The 18,130-nt window shown below is 67.6% G+C and carries 20 protein-coding genes; 9 read left to right on the top strand and 11 right to left on the bottom strand.

The genetic code is table 11. The features are described 5' to 3' along the window. Positions 1–20 precede the first annotated feature (20 nt). Positions 21–359 carry a hypothetical protein gene (locus tag LKO27_RS08520; protein WP_227736961.1) on the top strand — a complete coding sequence of 113 codons (339 nt, stop codon included), beginning with the start codon at positions 21–23 and terminating at the stop codon, positions 357–359. Here the strand turns inward: LKO27_RS08520 and LKO27_RS08515 are convergent. Further along, positions 353–1,870, bottom strand: coding sequence for a leucyl aminopeptidase (locus tag LKO27_RS08515; RefSeq protein WP_227736959.1), 1,518 nt, complete (start codon positions 1,868–1,870; stop codon positions 353–355). The two genes, LKO27_RS08520 and LKO27_RS08515, sit on opposite strands and share 7 nt — an antisense overlap. A 37-nt stretch (positions 1,871–1,907) precedes the next feature. Here LKO27_RS08515 and LKO27_RS08510 point away from each other — a divergent pair, with 37 nt between their 5' ends. Next, complete coding sequence (locus LKO27_RS08510) at positions 1,908–2,225, top strand: hypothetical protein (protein ID WP_227736957.1); 318 nt, start codon at positions 1,908–1,910, stop codon at positions 2,223–2,225. On the opposite strand, the gene LKO27_RS08505 is transcribed toward LKO27_RS08510, so the two are convergent. Together LKO27_RS08505 and LKO27_RS08500 are read right to left on the bottom strand one after the other, a co-directional pair. Beyond that, a complete protein-coding gene (locus LKO27_RS08505; RefSeq protein ID WP_227736955.1) occupies positions 2,198–2,404 on the bottom strand; it encodes a hypothetical protein in 207 nt (68 codons plus the stop codon). The genes LKO27_RS08510 and LKO27_RS08505 overlap by 28 nt on opposite strands. Then, a complete protein-coding gene (locus tag LKO27_RS08500; protein WP_227736954.1) occupies positions 2,401–3,075 on the bottom strand; it encodes a DUF3043 domain-containing protein in 675 nt (224 codons plus the stop codon). Before LKO27_RS08500 ends, LKO27_RS08505 begins: the two co-directional genes overlap by 4 nt. Positions 3,076–3,213: 138 nt before the next feature. Here LKO27_RS08500 and LKO27_RS08495 point away from each other — a divergent pair, with 138 nt between their 5' ends. The 7 genes from LKO27_RS08495 (at position 3,214) to LKO27_RS08465 (ending at position 8,814) form a co-directional block, all read left to right on the top strand. Continuing rightward, entirely contained in the window at positions 3,214–4,017 is an 804-nt protein-coding gene (locus LKO27_RS08495) for a PspA/IM30 family protein (RefSeq protein ID WP_227736952.1), read from the top strand. Further along, positions 4,014–4,382 carry a hypothetical protein gene (locus LKO27_RS08490; protein ID WP_227736951.1) on the top strand — a complete coding sequence of 123 codons (369 nt, stop codon included), beginning with the start codon at positions 4,014–4,016 and terminating at the stop codon, positions 4,380–4,382. Before LKO27_RS08495 ends, LKO27_RS08490 begins: the two co-directional genes overlap by 4 nt. Continuing rightward, positions 4,379–5,263, top strand: a complete 885-nt coding sequence (locus LKO27_RS08485; RefSeq protein WP_227736950.1) for a glycerate kinase — start codon at positions 4,379–4,381, stop codon at positions 5,261–5,263. The genes LKO27_RS08490 and LKO27_RS08485 overlap by 4 nt, the downstream gene beginning before the upstream one ends. Before the next feature lie 81 nt (positions 5,264–5,344). Then, positions 5,345–5,695, top strand: coding sequence for a HesB/IscA family protein (locus LKO27_RS08480; RefSeq protein WP_370629992.1), 351 nt, complete (start codon positions 5,345–5,347; stop codon positions 5,693–5,695). A 214-nt stretch (positions 5,696–5,909) separates the two neighbouring features. Continuing rightward, complete coding sequence (gene coxB, locus LKO27_RS08475; protein WP_227736944.1) at positions 5,910–6,686, top strand: cytochrome c oxidase subunit II; 777 nt, start codon at positions 5,910–5,912, stop codon at positions 6,684–6,686. After that, a complete protein-coding gene (gene ctaD / locus LKO27_RS08470) occupies positions 6,683–8,419 on the top strand; it encodes a cytochrome c oxidase subunit I (RefSeq protein ID WP_370629963.1) in 1,737 nt (578 codons plus the stop codon). Before coxB ends, ctaD begins: the two co-directional genes overlap by 4 nt. Then, a complete protein-coding gene (locus tag LKO27_RS08465; RefSeq protein WP_227736943.1) occupies positions 8,416–8,814 on the top strand; it encodes a cytochrome c oxidase subunit 4 in 399 nt (132 codons plus the stop codon). Before ctaD ends, LKO27_RS08465 begins: the two co-directional genes overlap by 4 nt. A gap of 76 nt (positions 8,815–8,890) precedes the next feature. Here LKO27_RS08465 and LKO27_RS08460 read toward each other — a convergent pair whose 3' ends face one another. The 8 genes from LKO27_RS08460 to LKO27_RS08425 form a co-directional block, all read right to left on the bottom strand. Continuing rightward, the gene (locus tag LKO27_RS08460) at positions 8,891–9,994 is read right to left on the bottom strand and encodes an ABC transporter permease (protein ID WP_227736942.1); all 1,104 of its coding nucleotides are present in this window, start codon (positions 9,992–9,994) and stop codon (positions 8,891–8,893) included. A gap of 53 nt (positions 9,995–10,047) precedes the next feature. Further along, positions 10,048–10,929: an ABC transporter ATP-binding protein gene (locus LKO27_RS08455; RefSeq protein WP_227736941.1), complete on the bottom strand. Its 882-nt coding sequence runs from the start codon at positions 10,927–10,929 to the stop codon at positions 10,048–10,050. 110 nt (positions 10,930–11,039) lie between these two features. Further along, complete coding sequence (locus LKO27_RS08450; RefSeq protein WP_227737258.1) at positions 11,040–11,690, bottom strand: response regulator transcription factor; 651 nt, start codon at positions 11,688–11,690, stop codon at positions 11,040–11,042. Then, a complete protein-coding gene (locus LKO27_RS08445) occupies positions 11,690–12,946 on the bottom strand; it encodes a sensor histidine kinase (RefSeq protein ID WP_227736940.1) in 1,257 nt (418 codons plus the stop codon). The genes LKO27_RS08450 and LKO27_RS08445 overlap by 1 nt, the downstream gene beginning before the upstream one ends. Next, positions 12,943–14,397, bottom strand: a complete 1,455-nt coding sequence (locus tag LKO27_RS08440) for a GuaB1 family IMP dehydrogenase-related protein (RefSeq protein ID WP_227736939.1) — start codon at positions 14,395–14,397, stop codon at positions 12,943–12,945. Before LKO27_RS08440 ends, LKO27_RS08445 begins: the two co-directional genes overlap by 4 nt. A gap of 82 nt (positions 14,398–14,479) precedes the next feature. After that, the gene (locus LKO27_RS08435) at positions 14,480–16,228 is read right to left on the bottom strand and encodes a cytochrome bc complex cytochrome b subunit (RefSeq protein ID WP_227736938.1); all 1,749 of its coding nucleotides are present in this window, start codon (positions 16,226–16,228) and stop codon (positions 14,480–14,482) included. Beyond that, complete coding sequence (locus LKO27_RS08430) at positions 16,228–17,307, bottom strand: ubiquinol-cytochrome c reductase iron-sulfur subunit (RefSeq protein ID WP_227736937.1); 1,080 nt, start codon at positions 17,305–17,307, stop codon at positions 16,228–16,230. Before LKO27_RS08430 ends, LKO27_RS08435 begins: the two co-directional genes overlap by 1 nt. Further along, a complete protein-coding gene (locus LKO27_RS08425; protein WP_227736936.1) occupies positions 17,304–18,104 on the bottom strand; it encodes a c-type cytochrome in 801 nt (266 codons plus the stop codon). The genes LKO27_RS08430 and LKO27_RS08425 overlap by 4 nt, the downstream gene beginning before the upstream one ends. Between the last annotated feature and the right edge of the window lie 26 nt (positions 18,105–18,130).

Raw genomic sequence — 18,130 nt, 5'->3', positions numbered from 1 at the left:
CCAGCGGGCATACTTGCTGCGTGGGCTGGTTCAGGAGGCGCAAACAACAGGCGCAGGTTGCGCGCGAGTCCCGCGAGGTCCCGGACGGCCTGCGGGAGCATCTGTCTGAGTTCGTGCGGAGCCGCCGCGGCGTCGAGGCGTGGCTGGAACAACCCACCAGCTTCAACAAGCCCTCGATCCTGCTGGTGGCCGCCGACGGTGAGTCCACACGCAGGGCCATCCCGTCGGTGGACTACGGTTACGACTTCGCCGCCGCGCATGGCCTGCCGGCCTACGATGCCGGCGTCGTGCCCTATCCCCAGCGCATGCGGGACTACGGAGCGGACAAGCGCCGCGCCGCCCGTCGCATCATCTACTGATCGGCCAGCTGGCTCGCCAGCGCCACCAGGGTGCGGACCGCCACCCCGGTGCCGCCCTTCGGGGTGAAACCGTGCGGAGTGTCGCCGTTGTTGGCCGGCCCGGCGATGTCCAGGTGCGCCCAGGCGATCCCCTCGGGCACGAACCGCTGCAGGAACGCTGCGGCGTGCAGGGCTCCTCCGTAGCGGTTCTTGCCGCCCGAGCGGAAGTCGGCGATGTCGGACTTCAGCTGCTCGCGGATGTCATCGGTCACCGGCAGTTGCCAGAACTCCTCACCAGCGGCCTCGGCCGCGTCCAGCACCCGGTCAGCGGTGTCGTCGTCGGACGCCATCAGACCGCCCATGCGCACTCCCAGCGCCACCATGCACGCGCCCGTGAGCGTGGCAACGTCGACGACGAGGTCGGGCTGGTCCAGTGCGGCACGGGCGATGGCGTCGGCCATGACGAGCCTTCCCTCGGCGTCGGTGTTGTAGTTCTCCACCGTCTGGCCGTCGAACATCGTCATGACGTCGCCGGAGCGGTACGAACTGCCCGATGGCATGTTCTCGGCCATGGCTGCGTACCCCGTGACCTTGATCCGCAGGCCGAGTGCGGAGATTGCGCGAACAGCCGTGATGACCGCGGCGGCGCCGGCCATGTCGTACTTCATGCCCGCCATCTGCCCCGCCGGTTTGATGTCCAGGCCACCGGAGTCGAAGGTGATTCCCTTGCCCACCAGCGCCAGGTGCCGCCTGGCACCGCGTGGGGCATACTGCATGCGCACCAGCCGGGGCTTGTGGACGGAGCCGCCGCCCACGGCCAGGATCCCGCCGTAGCCGCCCTTCTCCAACGCCTTCTCGTCCAGCACCTCCACCGACACCCGCTGGTCCCGCAGCGCCGCTCGAGCCTCCTCCGCGAACGTCTCCGGATACAGGAGGTTGCCGGGGAGGTTGACCCAGTCGCGTGCCTGGTAGACCGCCTCCACCAGCACCGAAGCGGTCTGCAGCGCGCTCTTCAGGGCGCCGCCTCCGGGTGCGACGATGCCGATTCCGGCCACCTTCGCGACGGCGCCCTCGCGGCTCAGGCGTGCCATCGAGTAGGCGCCGAGCGCGGCTCCCTCGGCTGCGGCCTGGACCAGTTCGGGATCACTGATGTCGAGCGAGATCGAGACGGTGAGTCCCTCAGCGCCGGGCTGGTCTGCCACCGTGCGCAAGGCGGATCCGAGTGCACGTCGCAGCCGGTCGGGCGTGACGTCGGCATCCCCGAGGCCGACGACGACGATGCGCTGGGGGCAGGGTGGCAGGACGACCGTGCTGCCCAGCGTGGTGCTGGCTCCGAGCGCGACCGCGAGTTCGGTGATCCTGGTCGGCAGGGTCCGGCGCGCGGCCTTCTCCAGTTCGGGCGTGGAACCGACCAGCGTCGGGCGGCCAGCGACGTCGGCGAGACCGAGGACCACGACGTCGGCGGACCCCTCGATGGCGGCGGACAGCTTGAGGTCTGGCTTCGTTCGATTCACGACCGCCAGCCTACTCATTCGCGGCGCCGCGAGGCACCGGGGTAGCCTGCTCGTCGTGATTAAGCATGTCGGCTTGTGGGCGTTCGTCCTCGGGGGAGTCGCCCTGGTCGTCTGGGGGATCCTCACCATGGTGGCGCCGTCGGCCACCTGTCGGGGAGAGCAGATGCGCCCCGGCGACGTCTGCCACTACTACAGCGCCACGGACACCGAGACCGAACGCATCCAGAGCTATGAGCAGCGGATTGCGGCGGCCCGTGGGCAGGGCCCCACCGTCATCGGCCTGGGAGTGCTGGCGGCCGCGTTCGGGGCCTTCACCGGGTTGCGGCCCGGACTTGGCCAGCGGGATCAGGCCTCCAGCGACATCGGCCCGTAGACGAGCCTGTCCTCCTCGTAGAGGCCCACCTCGGCCACGCCCCGGCCCTGCAGGTCGGTGTAGAACAAGCCCAGCCATTCCTCCGCCTGGCGCTGCTCGTCGAAGCTGGGGAGCAGACCGCCGGCCTCCAGTTCGGCGACGTCGAAGCTGCCCGCCGCGGGCCGCCAGCGGTAGCTCACTCGAACCCGCCCCTCTCGACGGTGGGGGCGGGACGGCGGAAGCGGCGCATCATCAGGGCCCGGTTGAACATGTACATGAGCAGGCCCCGCTTGTCGGTACCGGGCAGGCGTTCGTCCAGGACCTTCTTGAAGCTGCGCCACATGAAGAAGGTGTTCACCACCGCCATGGCCATCAGCAGCCACAGGCCCATGGCGATGGTGGAACTGAGCACGAGGTTGTTGGTGGTGAACATCACGCCGGCCATGATGAGGATCATCGCCGGGAGCATGAATTCGTTGATGGTCCAGCGGGAGTCCACGAAGTCGCGGAGCAGCCGGCGCTCCGGTGAGCTCTCCTGCTTGTCGAAGGCCTGCAGCCGGGCGTCGGCGCGGGCCGCCCGGTCCGCCTTGCGCTGTTCCTTGGGGGTCAGGCTCGGGTGCAGCCGCTCCATGCGCTCGGCCTCCGCCTGCCTCCGGGTCCGGGTGGGCGTGGCCTTGCGCTGCGGTGTCCGCGCGATGACGACCTTCTCGGACGCCGAGGCTGGTGACTGCACAGCCTCGGGCGCCCGGGGTCCCTCCTGCGACGGTTCCTTCGGCTTCGGGGTCAGTGCTGAGATCCGGGTGCCCGCGGCCTTCCCCCCGGGTTCGGTGTCCTTGCCGGTCGAGCGCTCGTACGGGCGAAACAGTCCCACTTCGAAAATCCTTTGTCCTGAGAAGGCCCCAGTCTAGGGGCTGATGCCGATCCGGGGTTCAATCAGGGTTGGATCCCAAGCGCCCGCCCGCCCCACCGGGTAGCGTTGGTGCGTACACAAACCTCTGGAGGGAAAACCGTGGCAGGCATCTTTGAACGAATCGCCTTGATGTTCAAAACCAAGACGACCAAGGTACTGGACAAGTACGAAGATCCGCGGGAAACGCTCGACTACTCCTACCAGCGTCAGCTGGACCTGCTGCAGCACGTACGCCGGGGAGTCGCCGACGTCGCGACGAGCCGGAAGCGCGTCGAGCTGCAGGCCCAGAAGATGAACCAGGAGGTCGAGAAGCTGCAGGTCCAGGCGCAGCGGGCCCTCGAGGCCAACCGCGAGGACCTGGCGCGTGAGGCGCTGACCCGCAAGAGCGGACTCCAGACCCAGCTGGCCGACCTCCAGACCCAGCACGCCGCCCTGCAGGGTGAGGAGGAGAAGCTGGTTCGTGCGAGTTCGCGGCTGCAGGCCAAGGTGGACGCCTTCCGCACCCGCAAGGAGACCATCAAGGCCACCTACTCGGCCGCGGAGGCCCAGACGCGCATCAACGAGGCGTTCACCGGCATCTCCGAGGAGATGGGCGACGTCGGGCTGGCCATCCAGCGCGCCGAGGACAAGACCCTGCAACTGCAGGCGCGGGCCTCTGCCGTCGACGAACTGCTCGCCTCCGGCGCACTGGAGGATCCCACGGGGTCCACGCGCGACGACATCACGCGCGAACTGGATGCGCTCGCCTCCGACTCCTCGGTCGAGAACGAACTGGCTGCCATGAAGGCCCAGCTCACCGGCGGCCCGGCCGCTCGAGCGCAGATCGACGCCCCCGAGGAGGCGGCCGCTCCGGCCGCGCACGGCTCGCAGCCCAACTTCGACCAGACGGAGCGTCAGTCATGATCGTACGCATCCTGGGTGAGGGGCAGTGGGTCATGGAGCCTGAGCAGCTGCTCGCGCTCAACGAGATCGACTCCGCGGTCGAGAAGGCCGTCGCCGATGGCGATTCGGTGGCGCTTCGCGCCGCACTGGAGCAACTCAACACCGCTGTGCGCACCTACGGCACCGAGGTGCCCGACGAGGTGCTGGCCGAGTCGGACCTCGTCCTGCCCGACGCGGACTCCACGGTCGAGGACGTGCGCGCACTCCTGGACAGCCAGTCCGAGTACTACGGACTGATCCCCGACCATGAGAACTTCGAGAGCGAGAGTGACTTCGTGCGTCCCGACGGGGTCGAGCCGGACGTCCGCGAGGACACCGCCCGTTGAGGGTTCTCATCGCCTGTGACGAGATCGCGGGACTGGGGCCGAGGTCAGCCTCCGAACTCATCGGGACGGCCTTCGCGCAGACGGGGGCCGAGGTCGCCGTGATCCCGTTGGGTCACGGCGGCGACGCGCTCGCCGATGCCCTTTCCACGTTGGAGGAGCGGGCTCAGCTCGTCAGGCCGGCGGACCTCGAGTCCGCCCTGGTGTCCCTGGTTCCCGGTCCGGATCCGCTCTGGCTTGATCTGTCGCAGTGGGAAGCCCCGTCGCTGGCCGAACTCACAGCCGTCTTGTCGCCCGAAGTCGTCGGCAGGGTGCGGGGCGGGCTCTCAGGCAGGGAAGTGGTGGCCGTCGTTCCGCACGCGGGTGCCCTGGCGCCACTGACCGGCCTCTCGGGGGCGCTGGCCGAACTGGGCCGGGATCGTGGCGCGGACCTGGCCGAGACGCTGGCCGACGACGCCCGCGCCGAGGCCTGGGCCAAAGCCATCGGGGCAGACCCCATGGCAGACGGGTCGGGGGCTCTGGGCGGCGTCGGGGCGGCGGTGATCGCGCTCGGCGGGCGCGTCGGTTCCGGTCTTGAGCTGTGCCTCGCCGGCTATGACGCAGCGCGGGTGATGGGCGCTGCAGACGTCGTCGTGACGGCGACGGCGCAGCTGGACTTCCACGCCGTCGGGGGACCCGTGGTGAAGCGGCTGTCAGAACTGGCGGCTCTGGCCCTCAGGCCACTCGTCGTAATCGCCGGCCGGACCTTCGTCTCCGCGCGCGAGCTCAGGCTGGCGGGGGTGGAGGCGGCCTATGCCGTGCTGCCCGGGGCCGGCGATGAAGAGCCGACGCCAGCCGATCTTGCCGCCACAGCGGCGAAGGTGGCCAGCACCTGGCGTTGGTGACGCACCGCTGGGCAGACGTTGTGTTTGTTGCAGAAGGCGTACACTGGCGCTCGTACCAATTCCATCCATGACCTGGAGCAAATCGTGACCGATACCCAGACAACCACCTCCGGTGTCGTCCTTACCGACGTCGCCGTCACCAAGATCCGTTCACTCCTCGAGGGGGAGGGACGCGACGACCTGAGCCTGCGAATCGCTGTTCAGCCCGGCGGATGCTCCGGTCTGCGCTACCAGCTCTACTTCGACGACCGCTCGCTCGACGGCGACGTCGAGGCCGACTACGACGGCGTCAAGGTCGTCACCGACAAGATGAGTGCGCCCTACCTCGGCGGCGCGAGCATCGATTTCGTCGACACCATCGAGAAGCAGGGATTCACCATCGACAACCCCAACGCAACCGGTTCCTGCGCCTGCGGCGACTCGTTCCACTGAGCCGATCCGGCTGAGGGCACAGTCCTTCACCAAGAATGCCACCCCGACTGGTACTGCGTTACCTCGGGGTGGCCTTTTGCGTTAGTGTGTCCTCAGTAGTGGCAAGCAGATGGAAGGGCAACCTGTGACTGGGAAACTTGGGCGAGCCGGAAGTCGCCCCGGACGTCTGCTCCGACGGGCGGCAACGCTGGCCGGTGTCGGGGCGATTGGCCTGTTGACGGCATGCTCCGGACAGGGAGCCAGGTTCGGCCTTCCCGAGGCGGCCTCGGCTGAGGCGCCGAACGTCAGCAGCCTGTGGATCGGTGCCTGGATCGCCTCGCTCATCATCGGAGGCCTCGTGTGGGGCCTGATCGGGTGGTCGGTGGTCCGCTACCGGCACAAGGAAGGCGTCAACTCAGCCCCGCGGCAGACCAAGTACCACCTCCCGCTGGAGCTCCTCTACACTCTCGTCCCCTTCCTGATCGTCGGCGTCCTGTTCTTCTACACCGTCCGGTCGGCCGACGCCATGAAGTCGCAAACCCCTGAGCCGGACCTGGTCATCGACGTGATCGGTCAGAAGTGGTCCTGGACGTTCAACTACAACGAGGCGGACAACCCCGCCATCGGCGTGGACGCCCATGAGAGCGGCACGCTGGAGAAGATTCCGGACCTGTACCTCCCGGTGAACAAGACCGTGCGCATCAACCTGCAGTCGCCGGACGTGATCCACTCGTTCTGGGTGCCTTCGTTCTACTACAAGCTCGATGTCATTCCCGGACACCCGAACTCGATGGACGTCACTCCCAACAAGATCGGCGTCTACGACGGCAAGTGCGCCGAACTGTGCGGCACCTACCACGCGCTGATGCTGTTCGAAGTGCACGTGGTCTCGGAGGAGGACTACAACGCCTATGTGACGCAGCTTGCGGATTCCGGCAACGAGGGCGTCATCGAGATGCCCTCCAGCCTGGCCGACACCCTGCCGCAGACCGAGACCGAGGGGGACCAGTGAGCAGTATCGCCGCCCGCACCACCGCAGAGGCAGGACGCCCCGCCCAGCGAGCCGCCGAGACCACGCTCGGCACCCGCGCCATGAAGTACCTCACCACCACTGACCACAAGGTCATCGGGAACATGTACTTCGTCACCGCGATGGCGTTCTTCATGTTCGGTGGAGTGCTGGCACTGGCCATCCGTGCGGAACTCGCCAACCCCGGCATCGAGTTCCTGAACTACGAGACGTTCAACCAGTTCTTCACGATGCACGGCACCATCATGCTGCTGATGTTCGCCACCCCCATGTTCGCTGGGTTCGCCAACGCCATCCTCCCACTGCAGCTGGGTGCTCCCGACGTCGCCTTCCCGAGGCTGAACGCGTTCTCCTACTGGCTGTACCTCTTCGGCTCGCTGATGGCCTGCTCCGGCTTCCTGAGCCCCGGCGGCGCCGCCAGCTTCGGATGGTTCGCCTACGCGCCGTTGTCCAACCCGATCAACTCCCCGGGCAGCGGCGGCGACCTGTGGCTGATGGGCCTCTACCTGCTGGGCCTTGCCACCATCCTCGGTGCGGTGAACTTCACCACCACGATCATCACGATGCGCGCGCCCGGTCTGACGATGTTCCGCATGCCGATCTTCAGCTGGAACATCCTGGTCACCTCCATCATGGTCCTGATCTGCTTCCCCGTGCTCGGTGCGGCGCTGCTCGTCCTCGGCGCGGACCGGATCCTCGGCAGCCACGTCTTCGACGCCGCCAGCGGTGGCCCCATCCTGTGGCAGCACCTGTTCTGGTTCTTCGGCCACCCCGAGGTCTACGTCATCGCGCTGCCGTTCTTCGGCATCATCACCGAGGTCCTGGCCGTCTTCAGCCGCAAGCCGGTCTTCGGCTACTACGGCCTGGTCTTCGCGACGCTGGCCATCGGCGCCCTCTCGGTCTCGGTCTGGGCCCACCACATGTTCGTGACCGGCGCCGTGAACCTGCCGTTCTTCTCGTTCATGACGTTCATGATCGCCATCCCCACAGGCGTGAAGTACTTCAACTGGATCGGCACGATGTGGCGAGGCGCGATCACTCTGACGGCGTCCATGCTGTTCGCCATCGGGTTCCTCACCACCTTCCTGTTCGGCGGCCTGACCGGCATCATCCTCGCCAGCCCGACGCTGGACTTCCCCGTGTCCGACACCTACTTCGTGGTGGCGCACTTCCACTACACGGTGTTCGGGACGGTGGTGTTCGCCACCTTCGCCGGGTTCTACTTCTGGTGGCCCAAGTTCACCGGCCACATGCTCAACGAAACGTGGGGCAAGGTTCACTTCTGGCTGCTGTTCGTCGGCTTCCACACCACCTTCCTGGTCCAGCACTGGCTCGGAGTCGAGGGCATGCAGCGCCGCATCGCGGACTACGGCGCCTGGGAGGGCTTCACCGTCCTCAACCAGGTGTCCACCTTCGGCGCCTTCGTCCTGGGGGTCTCGATGCTGCCGTTCCTGTGGAACGTCTGGATCACGCGCAAGGCTCCCAAGGTCACCGTCAACGATCCCTGGGGTTGGGGCCGGTCGCTGGAATGGGCCACCTCGTGCCCGCCGCCACGCCACAACTTCGACTCGCTGCCGCGGGTGCGGTCGATGCACCCGGCCTTCGACCTGGCTCACCCCGAGCTGGCGGAGGAGGACGAGGCCGAGTTCGCGGAGCTTCTCGACGAATCCTCCGACGTCCACCATGAGCTCTTCGAGAAGGGAACCAAGAAGTGAGGCCTGAGAAGGGAACGTTCTGGTTCGTCGCCGTCTTCTTCGGGGTTGTCACCCCGATCTACTGGTTCACCGCGCATGAGATCGCAGGCACGTTCGTGCTCGGCTTCACCGCCCTGCTCGGAATCATCATCGCGAGCCACCTGACCATCACCGCGCGTACGTTCGACCCACGCCCCGAGGACCGCAAGGACGCCGAGGTCATCGAGGGTGCCGGCGAGTTCGGGTTCTTCGCGCCGTCGAGCATCTGGCCCTTCTGGGCCGCCCTCGTGGCCGCGCTCATCTTCCTCGGTCCGGGCACGCAGCAGTGGTGGATCAGCCTGATCGGCCTGGGGCTCGGAATCTGGGCCGCATCCGGCTGGCTGTTCCAGTTCTATCGCGGCGACTACAAGCACTGAGACCGGACCAACGCATACGAAAAGCAGGACCCGCGCCCAGTTGGGCGCGGGTCCTTTTTCGTGGTGCACAGCCAGGTCAGGATGCCTTGGCGAACACTTCCCGCCATTTCAGGATCCCCGAGGTCTTGAGCAGACCCCGACGGTAGATCGTCGAACCCAGCTTGATGGCCAGCGCCATGAAGACGCCACACAGGGCCAGCGAGATGAGGGCGCCCACCCAGCCAGCCTCGCCGCTCAGCAGCCGCTGGGGCATCATCACGCTGGAGGCCACGGGTACGTAGCTCAGGACCTCCGCCAGGGTGCCCCGGGCCAGGAAGCCGGCCATGTAGACGCCCATGATGATCAGCGTCAGCGGGGTCGTCGTGTTGCTGAGGTCCTGCACCCGGGTGGCCATCGCCCCGGCCGCGGCCCACAGCGTGCTGAGCGAGGCGAAGCCCACCAGGAAGAACAGGACGAACCAGCCGACCCCGGGAAGCAACCGGGGCAGGAAGCTGCCGAACTCGGTGAATGCGACTCCCACGCAGCCGACGAGGATGTAGAGCAGCAACTGCCCCAGGGCCATGATCGTGTTGCCGAGCGCCTTGCCGATGAGCAGATCCCGCGAGGGGATCGCGGCGTTGAGGATCTCCACCAGGCGGGATTCCTTCTCCTCCACCACGCTCTGGGCGATCTGGATGCCGTAGGTGAGAGCGGCCATCAGGAACAGTGCGGAGAAGACCATGCCCGTCACGAGGGCCACCGCCGCATCCTCCTGGAGCTGTTCGCCCGCGAGCCGCACGTTGACGTCGGCGCCCGAGTGCAGGACGGCGGGATCGATCCCGAGCTCCGCCGCGTTGCGTGACGTTACGTAGGTCTGGATGGCGTTCTCGAGGGCTCCGGTGCTCGTCTCGATGCTCCCGACGACGAGGTCCCAACCGTCGGACGTGGGTGCGATCCCCGCGTCGATCCGGTCGTCCTCGATCGCCGTCACGAACTCCTCGGCGGGCAACTCCACCACCTGGATCTCCGCCTCGGTGTCCCGCATCGCGAGGGCCACCACCTCCTTGCCTGACGCGTCGCTCACACCCACCTTCAGGTCCTGCGAGGTGGCGAACAGGAAGCTCGCGCCGAGGCCTATGACCATCAGGACAACGACGACCACCGTCGAGATCCAGAACCCCTTGTCAGTCAGCTTGGCCATGATCTCCCGCCTCGCGACGATCGACCAAGGCATGCGTGGGGGCGGGTAGGCAGTCATCGGGTGACCTCCCGGTAGATCTCGCTGAGGGGGCGGACTGAGGGTCCGAACGCGCGTACCGGCCCACGCCGCACGGCCTCGTGCAGAACCGCCTGCTCGGCGTCGGGGTGCCGGAACGTCAGGTGTGCCTCGTGGCCGTCGAGGTCGAGCACGTGTACGCCTGGGAAGTCGCGCAGCCAGCCCAGGTCGGAATCCGTCCGGATCCGGTGCTGGGTCTCCCCGGCGGCACGCAGTTCGCCCACGCCACCGCTGGCGACCACACGGCCCTTCGCGAGGATGACGATGTCGTCGCAGAGCCGCTCCACGAGTTCGAGCTGGTGGGAGGAGAACAGGACGGGGACCCCGCGCCTGGTGAACTCGCTGAGCAACGCGAACATCTCATCGACGGCGTCGGGGTCAAGTCCGCTGAAGGGTTCGTCGAGCACGAGTCCCTTCGGGTTGGGCATCACCGCAGCAGCGATCTGGACGCGCTGCTGGTTGCCCAGTGACAGGTTCTCCACCTTGTCGCGCATCCGGGTGCCGAGTCCGAACCGGGTGAGCAGCGCCTCCGCCGCCTGCCGCGCCTCGCGGGCCGGCATGCCGTGCAGCTCGCCCAGGTAGACGAGCTGGCTGCGCACCTGCTGCTTCGGGTAGAGCCCGCGCTCCTCCGGCATGTAACCGAACTGGGCACGGTCGGCCCTGGTGATCGGGCGTCCCTGCCACAGCACCTCACCGCGGTCCGGCTCCAGCAGCCCCATGATCATCCTCATGGTGGTGGTCTTCCCCGCTCCGTTGCCTCCGACGAACCCGGTGAATCGTCCCGGCTGGACTGTGAACGACACGTCGTCGACTGCGACGAGTTCCCCGAACCGGCGCGTGAGGTTTCTGATCTCAAGCATGATTCTCCCTTCTCCCACAACCATGACAGCAGGGGGAGGCCACCGTCATCGGGCTGGGGGTGGGTCTCTGCTCCGCTTTCTCCCTCCGGAGCGCCAGTGGCGTCTCCTCCTCAGGAGGGAGACACGAGGCCGTGTTCGAAGGCGTGGATCACGGCCTGGACCCGGTCTCGGACCCCCAGCTTCGCCAGGCAGGCGGACACGTGCGTCTTGATCGTCGCCTCACCCACCCAGAGTTCCGCGGCTATCTCGGCGTTCGAGAGACCCCGCGCCATCAGGACCAGGACGTCCCGCTCCCGATCGGTCAGCCGTTCCAGGCCGGGGCTCAGCCGGCTGGGCCGACGGCGGCCGGCCACTGCCTCGGCGATCACCCGGCGAGTCACCTCGGGGGCCAGGAGCGCCCCACCGTCGGCGACGGTCCGGATGCTCTCCACCAGGCGCTCCGGCTCTGCGTTCTTGAGCAGGAACCCGGCAGCCCCGGCGTGCAGCGCCTCGAAGAGGTAGTCGTCGCGGTCGAACGTCGTCAGCACGATCACCTCCGGGCCATGGCCGGCAGCCCGCATCCGGCGGGTGGCCTCGATGCCGTTCATGCCCGGCATCTCAATGTCCATCAGCACGACGTCACATTCGGTCCGGGCAACGAGCTCCACCGCCTCGGCACCGTTGCCGCACTCGCCCACGAGCTCGAGGTCGTCCTCCACCCCGAGCATGAGCGCGAAGGCCCGGCGCACCATCACCTGGTCGTCGACGAGTACCAGGCGAATCACTGCGCTGCCCCCGACGCCATGGGCAGGCGTGCGCGGACGCGATAGCCGCGCCCCGGCCTTGGGCCGATCTCGGCGCTGCCACCGAGCGCCAGGACACGTTCCCGAATGCCGATGTGGCCCAGCCCACTGCCAGCTGTGCCGGAACGGGCAACGCCGTCGTCGAGGATCTCGACCTCGGCCAGGTCTTCCTTGAGCCGGACTGTGACGCGCGCGTCCGTGGCTGTCGAGTGGGTGCGGACGTTGGTCAGCGCCTCCTGGACCACCCGGAACAGCGTCGCGGACTGGGAGACGGTGAGGTGGTCGGCCAGGTCGGGGGAGCCGACCAGTTCGTGATGCACCTGCAGGCCCAGCGTTGCCGCCTCGTCGAACAGTGTGGGGAGCATGTCGAGGCTGGGGCGGCCCTCGTCGGGTGCGCCGGCGTCGCGGAGGGAGCCGAGGACCGACCGCAGCTCCGCGACGGTCTGTCGCGCGGACTCCTCGACGCTGACCAGCGCCCCGGCTGCCGCCTCCGGCTTCTTCTCCAGGGCGCGACGTGCCGCGGCCGCCTGGACCCCGATGAGGGCGACGTGGTGGGCCACCGAGTCGTGCAGTTCCCGGGCGATGCGCAGGCGTTCGCCGACGACCGCCTGCTGCGCCAGTTGTTCCGTCTGGGCCGCCACCAGTGCCTGGGATGCCTCCAGCTCAGCGTCGGACCGGGCCCGCAACCATGCGTTGCGGCCGAGCCAGGTGGCGCCGCCGAAGTACGCGACGTTGATCAGGACCTGGGAGACGACCAGGGGAACCGGAGTGGTGCCGTGCTCGTCCCGGAAGTACGCGACTCCCAAGGCCAGGTCCACGGCGATCCACGTCGCCATCGTGAGCATCACGGCTGCCACAGCCAACAGCAGCGCCTCGCGGTTCCGGGCCCAGGCGACCGCGGAGTACAGCCCGAGGAAGTAGAGCACCTGCATGCCGGCCTGCACGATGACGATCGGGAGCAACAACCCGGCGACGAGGAAGTGCACCCCCGTCGCGAGCAGGAGGACAGCCACTGGGTAGCGGCGGCGGAAGGTGATCAGGACGCCCGCCACGGCGATGGCGATGATGCTCCAGGGGAACTTCGCGTCCTGGGCGTAGTCCGGGAGGGAGGCGGTGCCCAACAGCCCCGTCATGGACAGGACCATCAGGACACCGGCCACGATGCTGTCCTGGCGCCACGCGTCGGTGGGGACGGGCCGGACGAACGAATCGTCCAGCCCGAAGAAGTCTCTCACCAGCTCTTCTCCACAGGCCGGCCCTCCTCGAAACCGGAACCGGACTGGACGCCGACGACGGCCCGGTCGGCGAACTCGGCGAGGTCGCGTGCGCCTGCATACGTGGCCGAGGAGCGCACGCCGGAGGTGATCCAGTCCAGCAGATCCTCGATGCCCGGCCTGGCGGGGTCAAGGTACATGCGCGAGGAGGAGATGCCCTCCTCGAACAGCGCGGCGCGGGCACGATCATAGGCAGACTGCTCGCGGGTGCGCTGCCGCACTGCCCGTGCCGACGCCATGCCGAAGGACTCCTTGTAGGGCCGGCCCTCATGGTCGAAGAGCTGGTCCCCGGTGGACTCGTGGGTGCCCGCGAACCACGAGCCGATCATCACCGACCCCGCCCCCGCCGCGAGCGCGAGAGCCACGTCGCGGGGGAACTTGACCCCGCCGTCGGCCCAGACGGACTTGCCTAGTTCCGAGGCCGCGACGGAGCACTCGAGCACCGCGGAGAACTGCGGGCGGCCGACGCCGGTCTGCATGCGGGTGGTGCACATGGCACCCGGACCCACGCCGACCTTGACTATGTCGGCGCCGGCCTCCACCAGGTCCGCCACACCTTGTGAGGTGACGACGTTGCCCGCCACCACGAGGATTTGGCGCCCGGTCTCGTCGGTGAATCGGTCCCGGGTCTCCCGTGCCAGACGCAGGGCGCCGATCATCTTCTCCTGGTGCCCATGTGCGGTGTCCATGACCAGCACGTCGGCACCACCGTCGAGCGCGGCGCGCACCTTGGCGGCCACGTCGCCGTTGATCCCGACGGCCACGCCGGCACGCAGCCGGCCCTGCTCGTCAAGGCTGGGGGAATAGATGGTGGAGCGCAGAGCGCCCTTGCTGTTCATGATCCCGACGAGACGGTCGTCGGCGACGATGACTGCCACCTTCTGGTGCTGCTCCGACAGCTTGTTGAACACCTGCTCGGGTGTCGCGTCGTCGTCCATGAACGTGACGTCAGTGGTCATCACGTCCTTGGCCTGCGCGAAACGGTCCGCGCCCGCCGCGTCGGCCCGGCTGACGAGTCCGAGGACGCGCTCGCCATCGACGACGACGGCGACCCCGTGGGACCGCTTGCCGATCAGTGCCAGGCTCTCTCCCACGGTGGTGTCCGGGGCCACGGTCACCGGGGTGTCGAACACGGGGTGGGCAGCTTTCACCTTCGCGATGGAGCGGGCCACCACCTCCGAGGGGATGTCCTGGGGGAAGATGGCCATTCCGCCCCGGCGGGCCATCGTTTCAGCCATGCGGCGACCCGAGACCGCGGTCATGTTCGCCGCGATGAGGGGCAGCGGGGTGGCCAGGCCGTCGGTGGAGGTCAGGTCAACGTCCAGACGGGAGGTGACGTCCGAGCGGCTGGGCACCATGAACACGTCGGAGTAGGTGAGGTCGTGGGACGGGGGATCGGTTAGGAACTGCACCGCCCCAGTATGTCAAACAGCCATTCGCCACCAGAACAAGGAAGCCCGCCTCGGTGGAGGCGGGCTTCCTGGTTGCGGTTCGTCAGTCGTTGGCCGGTTCCGGTTCCCGCTGCCGCTCGATGGCCGGCTCGATGGGCCGGTCACCGTCGATGGCGGGCTGGTCTTCGATGGCGGGCCGGTCGTCGGCATGGTGATGGGCGTCGGCGATCTCCTGGGCCGTGGGCTTGTGGACCACTCCCCCCAGGTACCAGCGCGACATGCGGGCACGGAAGCCGCTGACCTCCTGCTTGATCCTGACCCCGTTCTCGTCGGTGTCCGGGGCCACCTCCAGCGGAGGCTTCTGCAGGTGCTGGGTGAGGGTGAACGCCTCCTGTTCGGTGATCGGCACGTGCGGCTCGGAGTACCCGCCGCCGGGGGATCGGTGGATGATGCCGGTCTCGGAGCCGTGGAGCACCCGTTCACGGTCCCGGCGCTGCAGCCCCAGGCAGATTCGCTTGGTGACGATGAAGGCAACGACCGGGCCGACGAACACCAGGACCCGCAGGACCACGGTGATGGCGTTGAGGCTCAGTCCGAAGCGGGTCGCCACGATGTCGTTGCCGCCTCCGATGAGGAACAGGATGAAGCAGGTGATGCCGGCGACGCCGAAGGCGGTTCGCGTCGGGGCGTTCCGGGGGCGCTGCAGCAGATGGTGCTCACGGTTGTCGCCCGTGAGCCACCGCTCGACGAAGGGCCAGACTCCGAGCACCGTGAACAGCACGCCCATGGCTCCTACACCAGGGATCACGACGTTCCAGGACCAGGTGGTGCCGAGGATGTGCGACTCCCAGCCGGGCATGATGCGGACGGCGCCCTCGAGCCAGCCCATGTACCAGTCGGGCTGTGAACCTGCGGTGACCTTGGCCGGGTCGTAGGGGCCGTAGAGCCAGACCGGGTTGATCTGGAACAGGCCGCCCATCAGCACCAGGAAACCGAAGACGATGAAGAAGAAGCCGCCTGCCTTGGCTGCGTAGACGGGGAAGACGGGGTATCCGACCACATTGTTCTCGGTGCGTCCGGGGCCGGGGTACTGCGTGTGCTTGTGGTAGACGACGAGAGCCAGGTGGAGTGATACGAGGCCAAGCAGCAGCCCCGGCACCAGGAGGATGTGGACCATGTACAACCGCGCGATGATCAACTCACCGGGGAACTCGCCCCCGAAGACGAAGAACTCCGCCCACGTGCCGATGATCGGGATGGACCGGATCAGCCCATCGACGAACCGCAGACCAGTGCCAGAGAGCAGGTCGTCAGGCAGCGAGTAGCCCGCGAACCCGGCGATGGTCGACATCGACAACAGGCCGACGCCGACCAGCCAGTTGACCTCGCGCGGCTTGCGGTAGGCGCCGGTGAAGAAGACGCGCAGCATGTGGACGAACGCGGCCGCCACGAACAGCAGGGCAGCCCAGTGGTGGATCTGTCGGACGAGCAAGCCTCCGCGGACGTCGAAGCTCAGGTTCAGGGTCGATGCAAAGGCCTCGGAAACCGGGATGCCCTTGAGGAGCTGGTAGCTGCCGTCGTACTCGATCTCGGCCATGGACGGCTTGAACCAGATGGTCAGGAACACGCCGGTCAACAGCAGGATGATGAACGAGTAGAGGGCAATCTCGCCGAGCAGGAAGCTCCAGTGGTCGGGGAACACCTTGCGCAGCCCGAAGCGGCTGAGCTTTCCGAGCCCCAACCGGTCATCGGCCCACGTCAGGGCGCCGGTGGCAGGATGTTTCTTGGTGGTGGGTGCAACCTCGGGTTCGATGACGGGGGAGGCCACACCGATCGTCGTGGGCTTTGCCATCACTGGTCACCATCCTTGTAGTCCTCGCGGGAATCACGCTCGAAGTAGCTGGGCCCCACCGGAACGGTGAAGTCGCTCTGCGCGACCAGATTGCCCTCGGCATTGACCTTGATGGGCAGCTGGGGGAGTGACCGGGCGGCCGGCCCGAAAACCACGACGCCGGAGTTGCCCAGGTCGAAGGTCGACTGGTGGCAAGGGCACAACAGGTGGTGGGTCTGGCGCTCCCACAGGCTGATCGGGCAGCCCACGTGCGTGCAGATCTTGGAGTAGGCAAGGATGCCGCTCACGTGCCAGTCCTTGCGGGACTCGGGGATCTTGATGGATGAGGGGTCCATCCGGACGATCACCAGTGCCGCCTTGGCCTTCTCCACCTGGAACTCCGAGCCGTGGAGTTCCTGCAGGGTGGCCGGCTGGGCGTTCACCAGCTGGCCGATTTCGATGTCCTGGGGGCGGATCGGGCGCCAGGTCTCGTCGTTGACGAGTTCCACGCCCTCGTCCCAGATGGTCTCCTCGATGGTGCGGGCGCGGACGCTCTTGGTGGGCCATGGGCCCATGTCGGCCAGCAGCACGACGGCCGGGATGACGGCGAATCCGATGGCTCCGGCCAGTGCGCCGCCGATGAGCTTGCGACGGCCGAGCCCGGACTGCTTTGCACCGGCGTTCCACTGCTCAACGAAGACCGCGCGATCCTCGTCGCTGGAGGCCGCCGGGTGGCGCAGTTCCACGGACTCCTCGTCGGTCATGATGACGCGCGCCCATTGGACGAGAGCAAGCCCGATGAACAGGACGGCGAGACCGCCGGTGACGCCGAAGCCTACGTTCTGGGCGTTGGCTCGGAGTATCTCGGCACCCGCGAAGCTGAAGTCCAGGACTGCGTCCCGTGGAACCGCGAAGTAGATGACGACGAACGCGATGGCCAGGAGCGGCACTGCGGCCAGCATTGCGACGATGCCCGCGTAGGCCCGCCTGCCGGCACCGGGGTCGACGTCGGTGTAGCGCTCGATGTGTTCCTCGAGACCGGGGTTCGGCACCACATGGCCGAGGTCGGGATCCCTGACGGGAAGGTTGTCATGGCTCATCGGGCTCGGGCCCCCTTCTTGGCGATCCAGCCGCCCACGATGATCAGGCCGACGATGCCGATGGCGAACACCCACAGGCCCTCGGAGACGGGACCGTTGCCGCCGAGTCCGAGGCCGCCGTAGGTGGGGGCTTCCTGCTGGGCGTTGAGGTATCCGATGATCTGGCGGACGTCGTCGTCGGTCAGGACGTCGGATGAGAAGACCGGCATCTGCTGGGGGCCGGTGCGCATGGCCTCCCACACGTGGATGTCCTCGGTCTCGAACAGCGACGGCGCGTACTTGCCGTTCGGGAGGGCGCCGCCGCCGCCGACGATGCCGTGGCAGGCGGAGCAGTTGGCGCGGAACAGGGCGCCACCGGCGGCGACCTCCTCCTCGGTGAGTCCCTCGGGTGAGTACTGGCCCTCCTCGGGGACCTCCAGACCAGCCCCGAGCGAGGCAACGTAGGCGGCCACGGCGTCGATCTGCTCCTGGGTGTAGATCACGTCACGGCGGGGGAGCTGGACCTCGGGGCGGGCGGCGGGCATACGGCCTGTGCCCATCTGGAAGTCCACAGAGGCGGCGCCGACGCCAATGAGGCTCGGGCCCTGCGTGGTGCCCTCGCCGTTGAGGCCATGGCAGGAGGAGCAGGTGACGTCGAAGAGGGCCTTGCCCTCCTCGATCTGCTGGGTCATCTCCGTCTCCGCGGAGGTCTGCTGCGGAGCGACGAAGGAGTAGGCGAGCCCGATGGCCACCAGGGCCAGCAACAGCAGCACGGGCTTGGCTGCCGCGTGCTTGCGTCGTTTGGAAAGAAACTTCACGTTGTTCTCCAGTTATCTATCGGGAC

It is taken from the genome of Tessaracoccus sp. OS52 (assembly GCF_020687685.1).
GTDB lineage: Bacteria > Actinomycetota > Actinomycetes > Propionibacteriales > Propionibacteriaceae > Arachnia.
This window is presented reverse-complemented; position numbering and strand designations above follow the sequence as displayed.